The following is a 14,476-nucleotide window of genomic DNA, read 5'->3' as shown; positions in this document are numbered from 1 at the left end:
AGATGTACTTGCAGCGCAAGGCGGCCGACGAGGATATTAGCCCTCGCCTACCGGGCGGCCCAGCCCCCGACTTGTCTCATGGCGGAGATCGTGATGACCACACATCCGGCACCGTCCGTGCGTCTTCCACCGGGAAGCGGGTGAGGAACGGACGGGCGCCGGCCTCGGCCTCTTCGCGGTGTGTGCGCTGAGCGGCGCCCACAGCACCGTCGCCGACACCTCCCCCTCAGGCTCCCAAGGCCAGGGCGCCGATCACCGGCGCCGCGAATATGAGCGGGGCCGGGATGTGCGCGTACCGGTGCGCCCGGATGAGGGTGATCACGGCCCCGGCAAAATACAGAGCCAGCCCGATTCCCGCCATGACGCCGATGACCGGTATGAACAGGCCGACCAGCAGGCCCGCGGCGCCCGCGGCCTTGGCCGCACCGAGCCAGGTCCACCACGAGCGGGGAACGCCGTAGTCGGTCAATGAGCGTTCGGCCCAGGTGGTGTTCAAGAGACTGACGGTGGCGGAGAAGCCCGCCATGGCGGCGGCGAGCAAGGTGGCGGTGAAGTGGGCAGCGGACATCAGGAGTGCTCCTCGTACTGTGCCTGCCGGGGCATCACGCTCCGGCAGGGTGTGGTGAGTTCGTCGCCGCGTGGACGAAACGCAGGCGCAGGAATGTGACTCGAACGAGCGTTCGGGGTGCGGCTTCGTCATCGCGTGGCTGTGCCGTGCTGCGCGGGGCTGCTGGCCATGGCCGCCTACTGTCCGGCGATGACGGCCCGCGGCACCTACCCGCGCGGAACACGGTGGAATCCGGGAGTGGGGTACCGGCAGCCACATGGCCCGGAGGCTTGGCGGTCGTACTCTCGGGCGCCTCACGACCCTACGAAAATCGGGGCGATGCCCGTCCCAGGTGATGTCATCACAGCTTGGTATTGCGGACTGGAGATCAGTCGGCAACTGGGCGGCCAGATCATTGGCCTCATCCGGAGTGATGCGCTCGGCAAGTGTCTCCAGCACTGCGCGCGTGATCGGTGGTGGAGTGGCGGGGCCGGTCATCCCCGGGTCCTTCTGTTGGCCGCCGTGCCTGCGGCCCGGTGCAGGGGCCGCAGGCAGTGTGCGCAGCTGCAACCGGATTCACCGGCAGGAAAGAAAGTGGAAGGCAGACGCCATCAGGATCACCCGGGTGGGAAGGTCGGCCCGGGTACTGCAGGCCCCGGAACGGAAGGTGGCCTTACGGCCACAGATCCGCGATCTCTGCATGCACCCTCTCCCCTCGGGGTGGTTCGGCTTGAGAAGTCCGGCCCCGCAGTAGGCCGGCAGATGGGGTTTCCGTCCTCGGGGCCCTGGTGCCGTGGGCACCAGGGCCTCTCGGCGTGTTCTCCGACAGATGGAGGTGCCGGTGACCACAGAGGATGCGCTCGGCTGTCTCGATGACGATGGCTCCCCCGCCTACGCGATGGCTGTCCGCCGAGATACTCGGCACCACGCCGGTGTCCTGCGCGCCATCGGCGACACCCGTCTGATCACACCGCCGCGCTCGCCGGGCGGACACCGGCACTCCTCCCTCTACCAGCTCCAGATCGCCGCCTGCGCCCGCAACCTTGTCGACCAGGTCAACCCCGTCGAGGCTGCCTGCCGCATGGTCAGCGGCATGAGCTACTCTTCGTGTCGACCGAGGGCGGTCGAAACATCACCTGGGGCCCAGGAACCCTCCGTTGAGTGAGAGCGGCTCGTGAGTGCGAGCACCGACACGCCGTCGGGATTCGATGCAAGCGTCGCCGACCGCTCGCCGGCCTGCGCCATCTGCCGATCTGCACGCGTCGGCAGGTGGAAATGCGGGCCTGCTACGTCACACCGCTTCTCACGTGAAGACTCACACCGCTTCTTACGTGAAGACGAGGTATTTTTCCGGGAGTCATCGGGGCGACGACCTAGTTACCTGTGTCATCAGGCCGTCTACCGGACCGGTCTGACCTGCGGTTGTGTAGCCTTCCGCATCTCTGACCTGCGCAGATCGGTCTTTCAGTGCCTTTCGGTGTTGTGCCGCCTCGACCCACACGCGCGGGCGTCCAGGCAGGGGGAGTTCCTGCCGTGAGTGGAGTTGCTGTAGAAGGTGAGGTAGGCAGCCTGGTCTATTGCGATCACGCGGCAGATGTTGGGCAGGTCGAAGCTGCGGAGCGCCAAGTCCCGGTGTGTTTCGGGCATATGGGCCAGGCAATCCATGGTTGCTCGGACCTGACGCCTGAGCAGTCCGGGGTGAAGCGGGATCGAATCGGCACATGTCGTGCGAGCGCCGGACAAGCCAGGAGCCCCTTTGGGTACGAGGGTCGGGCAGCAGGACCTGGACGCTCTCCGGAGGCAGCTCGCCCGACCATACAGGCGGAGACCAGCCACCACAGAGGGCGTGAGCCGGGTAGGAGGCCTAGGACGAGCACGATCGCGCCGGCTGCCGGAGAACTGAGTATCCCGAACGGAAATTCAGTCATGCGTGTTCGCTGCGCGGCGCTGGGCGCGCTGCGTAGCCGGTCGCGGGTGGCGACCGGCATGTGGGAAGCGTTCCGGTCAGGCTCGGCTCACCGAACTGTTCCGGTTGTCGCAGGTCAACCGTGTCTCGTCCGGCCCGTCGGTGGGCCGTTCGGCCCACGGACGCGGTGGAGGCGGGTTTCGAGCCGCTCGGTGGGACGTACACTCGGCCCATGGGACGCACCGATAACATGAGGGAGAGCCTGCCGCAGGCCCCCTCCGTGGTGCGCTTGAACGCTGCGGGTCCGGAGGGTGCCGGGCCGTATGCGGCGGTCGATGTCGGGGTGCCTGAAACCGGCCGCCTTGCGTTGCACGGCCACGGCCACGGCTAGCGACGCGTAACGCGCCCCTGGCGCCCTGTTGTTCCGAAGAGCGCCGCGGGGCTTGCTCTGCCGCGTCGGCCTGCCGCTCGCGTCCGGCTCTCTCCGGACGTGCCTCGGTCGCGTGTTCTGCCGCCACCCGTTCCACGTCATCACCGCAGTCTCGGCGTTCCGCCGGTGCTGTCGCCCGGCTACGGCCGCACGACCGGGTCTGGCCACCTTCGAAGGGTTCATTGTGAAGCTGAGCGAGTTGCTGGCCGGGCAGGACTACCAGGTTCTCCGTGGTGATCCGGACAGGACCTGGATCACCGCGGGTGTGGCCTTCGACGCCGACCGGGTCACGCCGGGCTCACTGTTCATCGCGGTTCCCGGCCACCGTGGGGGCGGGCCCTGTGCCGTGGCGCCGGCCCTCGCCCGTGGCGCTGCGGCAGTGCTCGTGGACGGCAGCGCTCCGGCCGTACCGGAGTCGGTGTGGGCCGGGGCGGCGGAGGTGTGCGCCGTGCGGGTTGCGGACAGCCGCGTGGTGGCGGCGATTGCCGCCTCCCGTTACTTCGGGGAGCCGGGGCGGCAGATGGACATGGTGGCGATCACCGGCACCAACGGGAAGACCTCGGTGTCGTACATGGTCGAGTCGGTGCTGCGGATCTCCGAGGGCGCCAGGGTGGGCGTCATCGGGACGGCCGGAAGCCGGATCGGCGACGAGCTGATCCCGATGCCGCGGTCGGTGCTGACCACACCCGAGTCGCCGGATCTGCAGTACCTGCTGGGGTGCATGCGGGACGCCGGGGCCGGCAGTGTGGTGCTGGAGGCCACGTCCATGGGCCTGCTCACGCACCGGGTGGACCGTACGTTCATCGATGTCGGGGTCTTCACCAACCTGACACAGGATCACCTGGACGATCACGGGACGATGGAGAACTACCGGGACGCCAAGCTGCGTCTGTTCCAGGGCCTGTGCCGGCGCGCGGTGGTCAACGCCGACGACGCCGTGGGTGCCCGGATCCAGCTGATGATGCCCGGCGCGGTGACCACGTACGCTCTTGACGTGCAGGCGGACTATCAGGCGACCGACCTGGTCGCGGACGCCTTGGGAACGCGGTTCATCCTGCACCACGACGGCCGCAAGTACCCGGCCGCCATCCCGGTTCCGGGCCGGTTCGCGGTGGCCAACGCGCTTGCCACCGTGGCGGCCTGCCACATTCTGGGGCACGACCTGGACGCGCTGGTGGCCGCGCTCGAACGGGCGCCCGCTGTCCCCGGCCGCTTCGAACGTTTTCAGACGCCGCGCGGCACCCTGGTGATCGTGGACTACGCCCACTCACCGGACTCCCTGAACAAGGTCCTGGCCACCATCCGCGGCTTCGCCTCCGGCCGGGTCGTCACCGTCTTCGGCTGCGGCGGGGACCGGGACACCACCAAGCGGGCGTCGATGGGAAGGATCGCCGGGACCCACTCCGACCTGTGCGTCCTCACCTCGGACAACCCGCGCAACGAAGACCCCCAGGCCATACTGGACCAGATCGCCCCCGGCCTCACAGAGACCGGCACCCCCTTCGAACGGTTCACCGACCGCCGCCGGGCGATCGCCTTCGCCCTGGCCGCGGCGGGCCCGGACGACATCGTCCTGATCGCCGGAAAGGGCAGCGAGCCGTACCAGATCGTCGGTGACGAACTGTTCCCCTTCAGCGACATGGCCACCGTGCACGAACTCGCGGAGGCATGACGTCCAGTTCCACCCTGGCGCGGCAGGGCCGCGGTCGGTGAGCGAGGGCCGGGCCCTTGACGTCAACCGGTGGTCGTGGGGTGGACGGGAAACGTCTGGGGCCGGGCAGGCAAGGAGTGGGTGAGCGCGGTGTCGAGCAGGCGGCGCAGGCGAGCGGTGGTGGGGGCGACGGCGGTGGCGAGCAGAGCCGGCCCGCCGACGAGGGGTGTGAGGACGGCTTGGCCCCGGGCCGGGCCGTCTCCTTCGTGGCCGGGGTGGACTTCGTTGATCAGGACCTGCTTGCGATCGGTGTCCAGGTCGGGGGCGACGGTGAGGAGTTGGCCGGTGGCGCGGTGTCCAGCGAGCACGGCGGGACCGTCCCAGGCGGAGGCTGGGCCGCCGTAGTCGGTGTGCTGGTCGAGAAGGGTGCGTCCGGCGCGCAGCACGGTGAGCCGGGTGGTGCTGGTCGACAACGTGCCCTTGGTCCGCGGCCGACGAGGCCGGCCCCTTCGCAGGCCGCGGTCCCTGTACGCCGACCGCGGCTACGACCACGAGGTCTACCGCCGCCTGCGCCAGCGGAACATCGTCCCCAGGATTGCTCATCGCGGGCAGCCGCACGGCTCGGGGCCGGGCCGTGCGCGCCGGGTCGCCGAAGCCGCCATCGCCCACCTCCACGGCCCCCGCCGGCTCCGCATCCGCTGGGAAGCACGCGACGACATGCACAACGCGTTCCTCCAGCTCGCTCACTGCATGGTGCTCGCCCGCAGACTCCCAGCTTCCTGAAAGGATTCCTGAGCGTCCTGCCTGCCGCGGGTCACTCGTCGCGTAGCTGCATCAGCATCAACGCGGCGGCGACGCCGGGCGCGTTCTGGGCCAGCGGCAGCGGCAGCATCTGGTCGGCGCGGGCCAGGCGTCGCTCCACGGTGTTCCGGTGGGTGTACAAACGCTCGGCTGTGCTCGACGCGTTGAACCGCTCGCCTACATAGGTGAGCACGGTCTCCCGCAGTTGGGTGTCCGCGGTCGCGAGTTCGCCCAGCGTGTCGGTGACGAACTGCTCAGCCTGCGCCAGGTCGGCCGTCAGGACGGATACCAGCTGCACGTCCTCGTACCGGATGACCGACCGGGTCGATCCCAGTCGGGCCAGAAGCCGTTGTGCGGCGGCGGCATCCAGGTGACTGCGGCGGAATCCCTGGAGGTCCCTGGCCGGTCGGCCCAGAGTCATTCGCACGCCTGGCAGGTCGACCAGTTCGTGCTTGAGGACCGTAACGGGAGGGGTCCGGCCGGTGGGCATCCAGAGCCACAGAGCGGCTGTGCTCGCGACGAGCGTCAGTCGGTGGCCGACCCCGCAAGCGCGCGTCACCCGTTCGGCCGCGAGCTCCAAGTGGTGAGCGCGTTCGATGCTGTCGGCCCACACGATCGCCGCGACATGGTCGCCGGTCAGGGCATACCCGAGTTGCTCCTCCGCCCTCGTACGGCTGATCGGGGCGTCTTCGAGCAGCAGCTGGACGGTCGTCTGGCGCTTGGCCTGGGCACCGCGGACAAGGTTTTGGCGTTCCTCGTCGATGTGGGCGGACAGCGCGGTGATCGAGTCGTCGGTGAAGGTGGCGATCGAGTACACCGACACCTCCACCAGTTCGCGAAGATCGTCCGGTTCCTCGGTCGCCGCGAAGCAGGCGTGGATCCACAGGTGCCACACGGCCCGCTGCACGGCACGCCAGGATTCGAGATCGTTGATGTCCATGCCCCGCCGGAACAGATCGCGGGCAAAGGCCAGGATCTCCGGTTCGACACAGGGCGGCACGCGTCGGCCTGGGCGGTGCATATTCGCGGTGAGCCAGTGCACGAGATTGGCCTTGTTCATTCGCCGGTCGCTCTCGGCGAGCACCGGATCGTCGGCGATCGGCCGGTACTGGGTGCTTCGTTGCGAGGCTGCCAGCAGTTCGTCGACGATCTGCGGCCACGACTGCAGCAGCCGCTCGGCGACCGTGCGTATCAGCGTGCTCACCCGGTCCCGCGGCGGGGGCCACAGTTCCTCGAGCTCCTGCCTTCCTCCCGCTGATCCGGACTGGTCCATAGGTGCATGGTGCACTATCGCCCTCGGGCTCGGTGTCAGGGGTTGCGGCCGGCTCGATTCGCCCGAGTCGGGGTGCTCGTCGCCGGGCCGGGGTGTGCGGCGACGCGTTCGCGTCCAGGCGGCCGGTGGGCCTGTCTACGCGGTCGCGATGTGGGCGGCTCGCCGAGGCCGCCGAGGAGCAGGACCGCCGGCGCACCGGGGCGGCCGTCAAGGCGGTAGCAGAGCCGTGTGCCGTTCGGCAGCCGGACGAACTGATCAGGTGCCGACGCGGTGGCTTGGCTCATCGCGGACACGGGCCTCCTCCTCTACGCGCCCATGTGCGGTGCAGTGGCGGCCGGTTCGCGGCCCGTCCAGTCGGTGCGGGAAGTGAAGTGCAGGTTCTCGTCGAAGAGCGGGCCGCGCAGCAGCTTGGCGTCTTCCGGGTAGGACATCGCCATCTGCCAGGGCTGCTTTGTCCCCTGCCGCGGGAGGATGTTGCTCGCGCGCTGCGCGTATCCGGCGCTGATGTCCATGACGGGCCGGGTCTGCATGCCGGGCCCGGCCACGGCGACCGCTGTGTCGTAGCCGAATGCATCCATGTGCTTGAGCAGGCCGCAGAAGTAGCGGCAGACCAGGCTGATCTTCAAGGTCCATGACGAGGTCGTGTACCCGACGGCCAGGACCCAGTTGGGAACTCCCGACAGCAGCGTGCCCCGATAGGTGATGGCCTGGGAGGGGTCGATGAGCTCGCCGTCCTTGTAGAGACTGATCCCGCCGAGCAAGCGCAGGTTCAAGCCGGTCGCCGTGACAATGACGTCGGCCTCCAGCTCACGTCCGGATTCCAGCAGGATTCCCTTCTCGGTGAAGCGGACGATTCTGTCGGTGACCACGGAAGCCCGATCACCGCTGAGCGCCTTGAAGAAGTCCCCGTCCGGTGCCAGACAAAGGCGCTGGTCCCAGGGCTTGTACGGAGGGTTGAAATGCGTGTCCACGTCGAAGTCCTTCGGAAGCGCCCGCTTGTTGACGTAGCGGATCAGTGCCCGGCCAGCCCGAGGGAACGTGCGGAGACCGACCACGATTCCCTGGTCCATCCAGATGTTCTTGAACCGGGCCAACGCGTATCCCCGCTGCTCACCGAATAACCTGGTCAGCAGCAGTGCCAGAGAGTCCACCCGCGGAGCCGGCAGTACGTAGGTGGGGGTGCGCTGCAGCATCGTCACGTGCGCGGCCGCCCCCGGTCCCGTCGCCATCGACGGGACCATCGTGATCGCCGTCGCGCCGCTCCCGATCACGACCACTTTCTTGCCCGCGTAGTCATAGCCCTCGGGCCAGTGCTGCGGATGCAGGATGTCACCGGCGAAGTCCTCGCGGCCCTCGAAGTGAGGTGTGTATCCCTCGTCGTAGCGGTAATAGCCCGTGCCGGCGAAGACCCAGTTCGTCTTGAACTCCTTGCGGGTCGGCTCCTCGCCGGTGGTCCCGTCGACCTCGACGGCCAGCGTCCATGCCGCCTCCGTGCTGGACCAGTGCGCGGAGACGACCCGGTGCCGGAGCCGGATCAGCCGGTCGAGCCGGTTCTCCTCGACGGTCTCGCGCAGGTAGTCACGGATGAGCGGGGCGTCGGCGATGGCAGCCCTGTCCCGCCATGCCTTGAACTCGTATCCGAAAGTGTGCAGATCAGAATCCGACCGGATACCGGGGTACCGGAACAGGTCCCAGGTACCCCCGATGTCGTCCCGGCCCTCCAGTACTGCCACCTTCTTCTCGGAAAACAACTCGGTCACATAGCGGGCCGCACCGATGCCGGAGATCCCGGCGCCGATGATCACGATGTCGAATTCCTCGACCGCGCTCTTCGATTTCCTCATCACATTCACCCCTTGTCCGGCCGGCTTTTGCGATGCGGCCCACCCTGCCCTCCGTGACCAGCCGCCCTCTACACCGTGGTGCGCCAGTCTGCGGCCGCCCATGGTGCACCTTGCACACTTGCCGCTCGCCGGGCCTCGGCGGCTGCCCGTTCACCCGCGCTCACCGCGCCGTCGATGTAGCCCTGGTTGAGGACGGCGGTCTCCGTACCGGCCCAGTGGATTCGCCCGACCGGCCGGCGATCGGCGTCCGTGTACTGGGTGATCACGCCGGGGGGACGTGAGCTGACGCATCCGCTGATCCAGGGCTCGTGCGTCCAGTCCTTTTCGAGGTACTGGACGGGACGGGCAGCCAGGGGGCCGAACAGTGTGCTCAGGTCGGCCAGGAACGCCGCGCGGCGAGCGTCGGGGTCATCAAGGATCTCGTCCGTCCAGTGCAGGCCGTAGCCGGCCCCGGCCGTGCCCACGAAGGTGAGCAGGATTCCGACGCTGCCGTCGGGCGGCGAGTTGTCCACAACATAGTTCGCGACCGGAAGGTCGGTGATCGCCTGGCCGTTGAATCCCCGCTCCCGCCAGAACGGCCTGTCATAAACCGCGAAAATCTTGCTTTCGGTGCCGTTGCACCACCGCCGCTGGAGCATGGCCCGGCGCGTGGGCAGGTCGGGCGAGAAGCGGATGCGGTTCGTGTCGGACGGGGCCATGGCGACGATGACGCGGTCGGCCCGGACATCGATCTTCTCGGACCTCACGAGCACGCCCTGTCCGTCCTGGCTGATCTCCGACACCGGGGAGCTGAGGACGACCCGCTCCCCAAGGTCCTCAGCCATGCGCAAGGAGATCAGCTGGGTGCCCCCCGTGACCCGGGACTCCTGGGCTCCGCCCGTGACATTGAGCAGGTGCCCGATCCCACCGCACCCCGCGATACGGATCAGCTGGACCAGCAGCGACGTGCTGTGGAGGTCCTCACCGTCGGTGACGCTGAACCCGATCGTCAGCAGCAAACGGACCTCGTCGGTCAGGACGTTGCTGTCGAGCCAGCGGCCGAGCGTGGTGCTGTCCCACTCGCGGGCCTTCTCGGCGGTCCACGGCGCATCCAGCGGTACCGTCCTCGCCATGCGCTCCAGGCGCGTCTGCACCTGAGCGTAGTCGGCGAGGGCGGCCGGGCTGAACGGCGGGATCGTTCCCTCGTAGAGCTTGCTCCTCCCCTTCCGGAGGTAGATCGACTTCCCATCGACGTAGGTCTTGAAGGTCTTGAGCCCCAGCTCGTCCAGGAGGGCCAGGACGCGGTCCTGCCCGGGACCGACCCACTGCCCGCCGCCTTCGGTGATCACATCGTCGCCGACCTCAAGGTTGACGGTACGCCCGCCGACCCGGTCGTTCGCTTCGATGACGATCACCGAGTGGCCGGCCTGGGTCAGTCGACGGGCCGCTGTAAGGCCCGAGACGCCGGCGCCGATGATGACGACGTCCGTGCTCTGGGGTGTGTCTGGGTGTTCCATGACGTTCCTCCCGGCGCGATTCGGTGGTGCACAGTGCAGCCTGCGGGCTTGGGAGACCGCGTCTCTACGCCGGTCTGCTCCAACTTGCAGGCGCGGGGTGTGCAGACTGCACAGCGAGCCCCGGAAGACCGATCCCCGCACCGGTACGCGCCGGGTCGTCTCGATCGACGAGCTCTGCGACCTGCTATGCCCCGCCGTCAGGCGTACCGGCCTCGGTCGCTGGCGCACCGTTTTCCAGGTGCGCCTGTTCGCCCGCGTCGGCTGGGAAGACACGCTCGCTGAGCTGGCCGACAAGGCCGGGCAGGAGTTCCTGTTCCGCCCCGGCCACCGTGATCCGCCGCCGGAGAACCTGATTGCCACGGCACTCGACTGATGCCCCGGCGCGGATCCCGGATTCGAAGGTCTTCCAGATGGCCGCGCTGCTGGACCGCTCCGGCGTCCTGGGGCTGCTTGAGGCGGAGCTGGCCGGGCGGCCCGGCCCCGAGGGGCTGCCTACCAGGACGGTGCCGGCCGGGCCGCTGCTTGGCCAGCCACTACACCGGCAAGGCCATCCTGGCCGAAGCCTGGCGCATCCTCACCTTCATCCTCCCGCCCAACGCCGGGCGGCGGCTCGGTGTCACCCAGGCCGCCTTCTGGGCCCTCTCGCGCCGCCTCTACCGGGCCTTCGACCGTGCCACCTCCGCCCTCGATCCGGCCCGCTGCGACCGCCGACGCCGCCTGCCGCTGGAGGCGGCGGCCCGCTCCGCGGCGGCCTGGGAGGACGACGACCCCGAACACCTGCGCAAGAAGGCCGTGCTCCGAGCCGTACGGCTGCCCGCGGTGAGCGATCTTCGGAACGATGCTCCGCTGCCGCAGGCGGCGGCGGTAGACCTCGTGGTCATAGCCGCGGTCGGCATAGGGGCTCCGGGGCTTGCGCCGCGGCCGGCCGGCGCGCTCGGTCCTGTGATGTGCCCTTCGAGCTCCATCGCACAGCGGCTCTCATGCCGGTGTGTCAGGGGCGCCCGCGGACATGGTGAACCAGATGGTCTTGCCGTCCTCGGTGGGGCGGCTGCCCCAGGAGTCGGCGAGCGCGTCGACGAGCGTCAGACCGCGCCCGGACTCGTCGACGGTGCGGGCCGTCCGCTGGTGCGGCAGGTGCGTGCTGTGGTCGGTTGCCTCGACGGTGATTTCGCGGGCGTTGCGGCACAGCCGCAGTCCGATGGGCCCCCTGGCGTGGCAGACGACGTTGGTGAGGAGCTCGGAGGTCAGCAGCCGCGCGTCGTCGGTCAGGTGGGGGCAGTCGCAGGCGGCCAGGAACTCGGTGACGAAGGCACGCCCCTCGGCCACCGCCGCGGGAACGGCCTCCAGGGCGCGGCTGGCCGTGGCGAGCGGGGCGGACGGCAGGCGGGCCAGGAGCAGGGTGACGTCGTCGTACGGTCCGCCGTTGCCCGGCAGCAGCTCGGCCAGCGCGTGGTCGGCCGCCTGTTCAAGGTCGGGCCCGGTCGCGAACGCGGCGTCCAGCGTCGCGGCGAGGGCGTCGACCTGGACGTCGATGTCACAGCCCGGCGTTTCGATCAGGCCGTCGGTGTAGAGCACGAGGGTGGCGCCGGGCGGGAGGGAGACGGTGACTTCCTCGTGGGGGACGTCGCCCACGCCGAGGGGGACGCTCACCGGCACCGGGAGGATGCGGGTACCGGAGTCCGGTGTGGCCAGCAGTGGGGGCAGGTGCCCGGCGGAGCAGATCGTGGCCGTGCCCGCGTCCGGATCGATCTCCAGGTAGCAGCAGGTGATGAACTGGTCGGGCAGGTCGGCGACGGTCGCTTCCAGGGTGTGCATCAGCCGCCGCGGCGACAAGCCGCTCTTGGCCAGGGCGTGCGCGGCCGAGCGCAGTTGCCCCATGACGACGGCCGCGTCCAGGCCGCGGCCCATGACGTCGCCGATCAGCGCGCCGACGCGGCCGGCGCCCAGCGGTACCAGGTCGAACCAGTCGCCGCCGACCCCTGGCCCCTGGGTGGCGGGCAGGTAGCGGTGGGCGGTGGGCACCGTGGGAATCTCGGGCGGGATGCCCATGAGGCTGCGCTGCAGGGTCATGGCAATGTGACGTTGCTGTTCGTAGAGCGCGGTGATTTCGGCCTCGGCCCGCTTCTGCGCGCTCACGTCCCGTACGATCGCGGAGGCTCCGACGACCTTCCCGTCGGGGGCCCGGGTCGGCCACAGGGTGACGTCCACGTCGAGCCGTACGCCGGTGCTGGTGACCCGGATGGTTTCGAAGTGCTCGATCTTCTCGCCGCGGCTGAGCCGGCCCAGCAGTTCGTCGATCTCGCCCTTGCGCTCGTGTGGTGCGAGCATCGAGACGTGGGAGCCGACCGCTTGTTGCGGGGTGTAGCCGTACAGCCGCTGGGCCGCCGCGTTCCAGTAGGTGATCCGCCCGTCCAGGGTCTTGGCCAGGATCGCGTCGTGCGAGGATTCGACCAGGGCCGCCAGTTCGTTGACCTGTGCCGCTGCCGCCTCGCTGTCGGTGCCGTCCCAGACGGCGGTGGCCACCAGGGGGCAGTCCGTATGCCCCGTGGAGGGGGTGCCGGACTCGACGGGCTGGCACAGCACCAGGGCCAGGTCTTGGGTGAGCCGTCCGGCGTGCTGGAACAGCCGCGTGTACAGGGAGCGGAGCGCTTCCTCCGGAGAGGATTCACTCAGGACGGCGGCTGCTTCGTCCAGCAAGGGGAAGACCGTGCCCTGAGCGTTGCGGGCCCCGGTCAGGCCGCCGGTGTAGAACAGCAGCCGGTCCCCTGACCGCAAGGGGAAACGCTGCTGAAGCGGTTGCGGCCCCCGGCCCAACGGGGATGTCGCCTCGGCGGGTTCGAGGAGTTCGACGTGCCGGCCCGAGCAGCGCAGGGGTGGGGGGTGGCCGCAGTTGACGATGCGTACCTCGCCGGGCGCGAACTCGGCGAACACCGTCGTGACGGAGCCGCCTGCCCCGAACGTCGGGGCGAGGCGTGTTTCCAGGTCGGAGGCGAGTCGTGGCAGTTCTGCCGTGGTGCAGGCCATTTCGCGGAAGCCGGCGACGGCGGCCGCGCTCAGCCGGACCGTGTCCGCAGCGGGCCCGCGGACGTCGCCGACCAGGACCCGCAGGCCGAACGGGGTGCGCGCGACATCGTGCAACTCCCCGCCGGTCCGCGGCTCGTCAGTGGCACTGCGGTAGCGGATGCACGCGTGCGCGTCGTCCGGGGCCGGGGAGGCGGGGAGCGAAATCGCGGCCTGGATGTCCCTGGGGGTGGTCAAGGAGGGGACCGGGGAGCGCAGGGCGGCCTCCAGGGAGGCGCGTTTCCCCGCTCCGTACGCGGTCAGTCCGCATCCCAGCAGCAACCCGCACCACCGTACGCCGAACGCGGGCGTCAGCAGGGCGCCGCCCAGCAGGCCCGTCACCACGGCGGCCAGCGCGGCCCAGCAGCCCACCAGCAGGGTGCGGCGTACGTCGAGGCGGGTGCAGGCAAGCAGCGGGCCGATGATCAGGAGCGCGATGAGCTGCGGATCGGGACCGGTCAGTACATCCAGCGCGGCGATCGACAAGCAGGTGCCCAGCGATACAGCGAAGAGGGGAGGCGGAGCAGGCCGCTCCGCCGCACGGACGGTAGTCATGTCGTGCTTCCTTTCGGGCCCGCCGCGGTGTCGGTGGGCTCGTCCCACTGGATTCGGTCACACACTGGAGCATTCCGGTCCGAGCAAACTACGGTCCTCCCTTCCGTCCTGGCCCGTCCTGATCACAACTCGACCTAACGTGCCCGGAATCGCCCGGGTACGGATGGAGTCCGGCCGTTGCCCGGGCGGTGGCGTCCTGTTGGTACCGGCTTCTGCGCCCACTAGGAGACGTGGGGGAGCGGACTGGGCCGGTGGCCCACCTCCCCTCTGCGTGACACGTCTTGCGCTCCTTCCGGGGCCGCCGCCATCTTGGCTCCTGCCCCACCCGTATCCGCGCAGCACTCTGCGCACCATGATTCACCCCATGCGGTGGCGCGTACCCCGTACGGCCGGTGGTACGGACACGCGGCGCGCGCGCCGGAGCACGCAAGCCCTCATCCGAGTCGAACCGGCGTCACGCACGTGCACAGCGGCCGGCTCGTCGAGAAGAACGGCGCCGACTTCGCGCTCCGCGGCGTCGATCACTCCCATGCCTGGCACGCCGGCCGGACCGGCCGGCCCCCGTCCGGGAAGCGATCCGGGTTCCCCGGCTGGGGCGCGGCCGGCCTCGCCGGCGACTGGGCCGGGTGCGGACCGTCAAGTCGTACGATTCCCGCAGTAACCGGGCTCACCTGCGAAGTCGCGGCGTCACGGCAACCATCCCGGCCCCCGCAGACCGCGTCCGCAACTGCCAGGCGGTCGGCTCGCAAGGCGGCCGACCGCCGAAGTTCGCCAGGACCGGCTACCGCGAGCGGACCTGACGGGTCTCGGCTATGAGGACCAGCCCGGCTTCGCGGCACTCTGAGGTGGTGGGCCACGTTGCCCTTCTTCGCGTCGAACTGCGCCGCGAGCCGGCTGGTGGTGGCAAGCCGTT

9 protein-coding genes and 4 pseudogenes are annotated in these 14,476 nt (G+C 69.6%); 4 read left to right on the top strand and 9 right to left on the bottom strand.

Annotation, left to right across the window (positions count from 1 at the left end):
* Window positions 1-226: 226 nt before the first annotated feature.
* A complete protein-coding gene (locus tag ACZ4Z1_RS23835) occupies window positions 227-568 on the bottom strand; it encodes a DoxX family protein (RefSeq protein ID WP_468488637.1) in 342 nt (113 codons plus the stop codon).
* Between the two features lie 333 nt (window positions 569-901).
* Window positions 902-1,045, bottom strand: a pseudogene (locus tag ACZ4Z1_RS23830) (DUF2267 domain-containing protein); the annotation flags it as partial.
* A 331-nt stretch (window positions 1,046-1,376) separates the two neighbouring features.
* Here ACZ4Z1_RS23830 and ACZ4Z1_RS23825 point away from each other — a divergent pair.
* Window positions 1,377-1,634 (top strand): annotated as a pseudogene (locus ACZ4Z1_RS23825) (MerR family transcriptional regulator); the annotation flags it as partial.
* 377 nt (window positions 1,635-2,011) lie between these two features.
* On the opposite strand, the gene ACZ4Z1_RS23820 reads toward ACZ4Z1_RS23825, so the two are convergent.
* Window positions 2,012-2,194 (bottom strand): hypothetical protein, encoded by a 183-nt coding sequence (locus tag ACZ4Z1_RS23820; protein ID WP_468488622.1) that lies wholly within the window; start codon window positions 2,192-2,194, stop codon window positions 2,012-2,014.
* An 873-nt stretch (window positions 2,195-3,067) separates the two neighbouring features.
* On the opposite strand from ACZ4Z1_RS23820, the gene ACZ4Z1_RS23815 reads away from it, so the two are divergent.
* Window positions 3,068-4,555, top strand: a complete 1,488-nt coding sequence (locus ACZ4Z1_RS23815) for a UDP-N-acetylmuramoyl-L-alanyl-D-glutamate--2,6-diaminopimelate ligase (protein ID WP_468488621.1) — start codon at window positions 3,068-3,070, stop codon at window positions 4,553-4,555.
* 62 nt (window positions 4,556-4,617) lie between these two features.
* Here the strand turns inward: ACZ4Z1_RS23815 and ACZ4Z1_RS23810 are convergent, their stop codons facing one another.
* Window positions 4,618-5,007 carry a hypothetical protein gene (locus ACZ4Z1_RS23810; RefSeq protein ID WP_468488620.1) on the bottom strand — a complete coding sequence of 130 codons (390 nt, stop codon included), beginning with the start codon at window positions 5,005-5,007 and terminating at the stop codon, window positions 4,618-4,620.
* 4 nt (window positions 5,008-5,011) lie between these two features.
* Here ACZ4Z1_RS23810 and ACZ4Z1_RS23805 point away from each other — a divergent pair.
* Window positions 5,012-5,317 (top strand): annotated as a pseudogene (locus ACZ4Z1_RS23805) (transposase family protein); the annotation flags it as partial.
* 31 nt (window positions 5,318-5,348) lie between these two features.
* Here the strand turns inward: ACZ4Z1_RS23805 and ACZ4Z1_RS23800 are convergent.
* From ACZ4Z1_RS23800 to ACZ4Z1_RS23790, 3 genes are all read right to left on the bottom strand, one after another.
* Entirely contained in the window at window positions 5,349-6,608 is a 1,260-nt protein-coding gene (locus tag ACZ4Z1_RS23800; RefSeq protein WP_468488619.1) for a PucR family transcriptional regulator, read from the bottom strand.
* A gap of 305 nt (window positions 6,609-6,913) precedes the next feature.
* Window positions 6,914-8,452, bottom strand: a complete 1,539-nt coding sequence (locus ACZ4Z1_RS23795) for a flavin-containing monooxygenase (RefSeq protein ID WP_468488618.1) — start codon at window positions 8,450-8,452, stop codon at window positions 6,914-6,916.
* A gap of 68 nt (window positions 8,453-8,520) precedes the next feature.
* Complete coding sequence (locus ACZ4Z1_RS23790; protein ID WP_468488617.1) at window positions 8,521-9,948, bottom strand: flavin monoamine oxidase family protein; 1,428 nt, start codon at window positions 9,946-9,948, stop codon at window positions 8,521-8,523.
* A gap of 238 nt (window positions 9,949-10,186) precedes the next feature.
* Here ACZ4Z1_RS23790 and ACZ4Z1_RS23785 point away from each other — a divergent pair, with 238 nt between their 5' ends.
* Window positions 10,187-10,321, top strand: a complete 135-nt coding sequence (locus tag ACZ4Z1_RS23785; protein ID WP_468488616.1) for a hypothetical protein — start codon at window positions 10,187-10,189, stop codon at window positions 10,319-10,321.
* Window positions 10,322-10,737: 416 nt separating this feature from the next.
* On the opposite strand, the pseudogene ACZ4Z1_RS23780 reads toward ACZ4Z1_RS23785, so the two are convergent.
* Together ACZ4Z1_RS23780 and ACZ4Z1_RS23775 are read right to left on the bottom strand one after the other, a co-directional pair.
* Window positions 10,738-10,881: pseudogene (locus ACZ4Z1_RS23780) on the bottom strand (IS5/IS1182 family transposase); the annotation flags it as partial.
* 45 nt (window positions 10,882-10,926) lie between these two features.
* Entirely contained in the window at window positions 10,927-13,563 is a 2,637-nt protein-coding gene (locus tag ACZ4Z1_RS23775) for an ATP-binding SpoIIE family protein phosphatase (protein ID WP_468488615.1), read from the bottom strand.
* Window positions 13,564-14,476 lie beyond the last annotated feature (913 nt).

It is taken from the genome of Streptomyces sp. NPDC030165, assembly GCF_055573595.1.
This window is presented reverse-complemented; position numbering and strand designations above follow the sequence as displayed.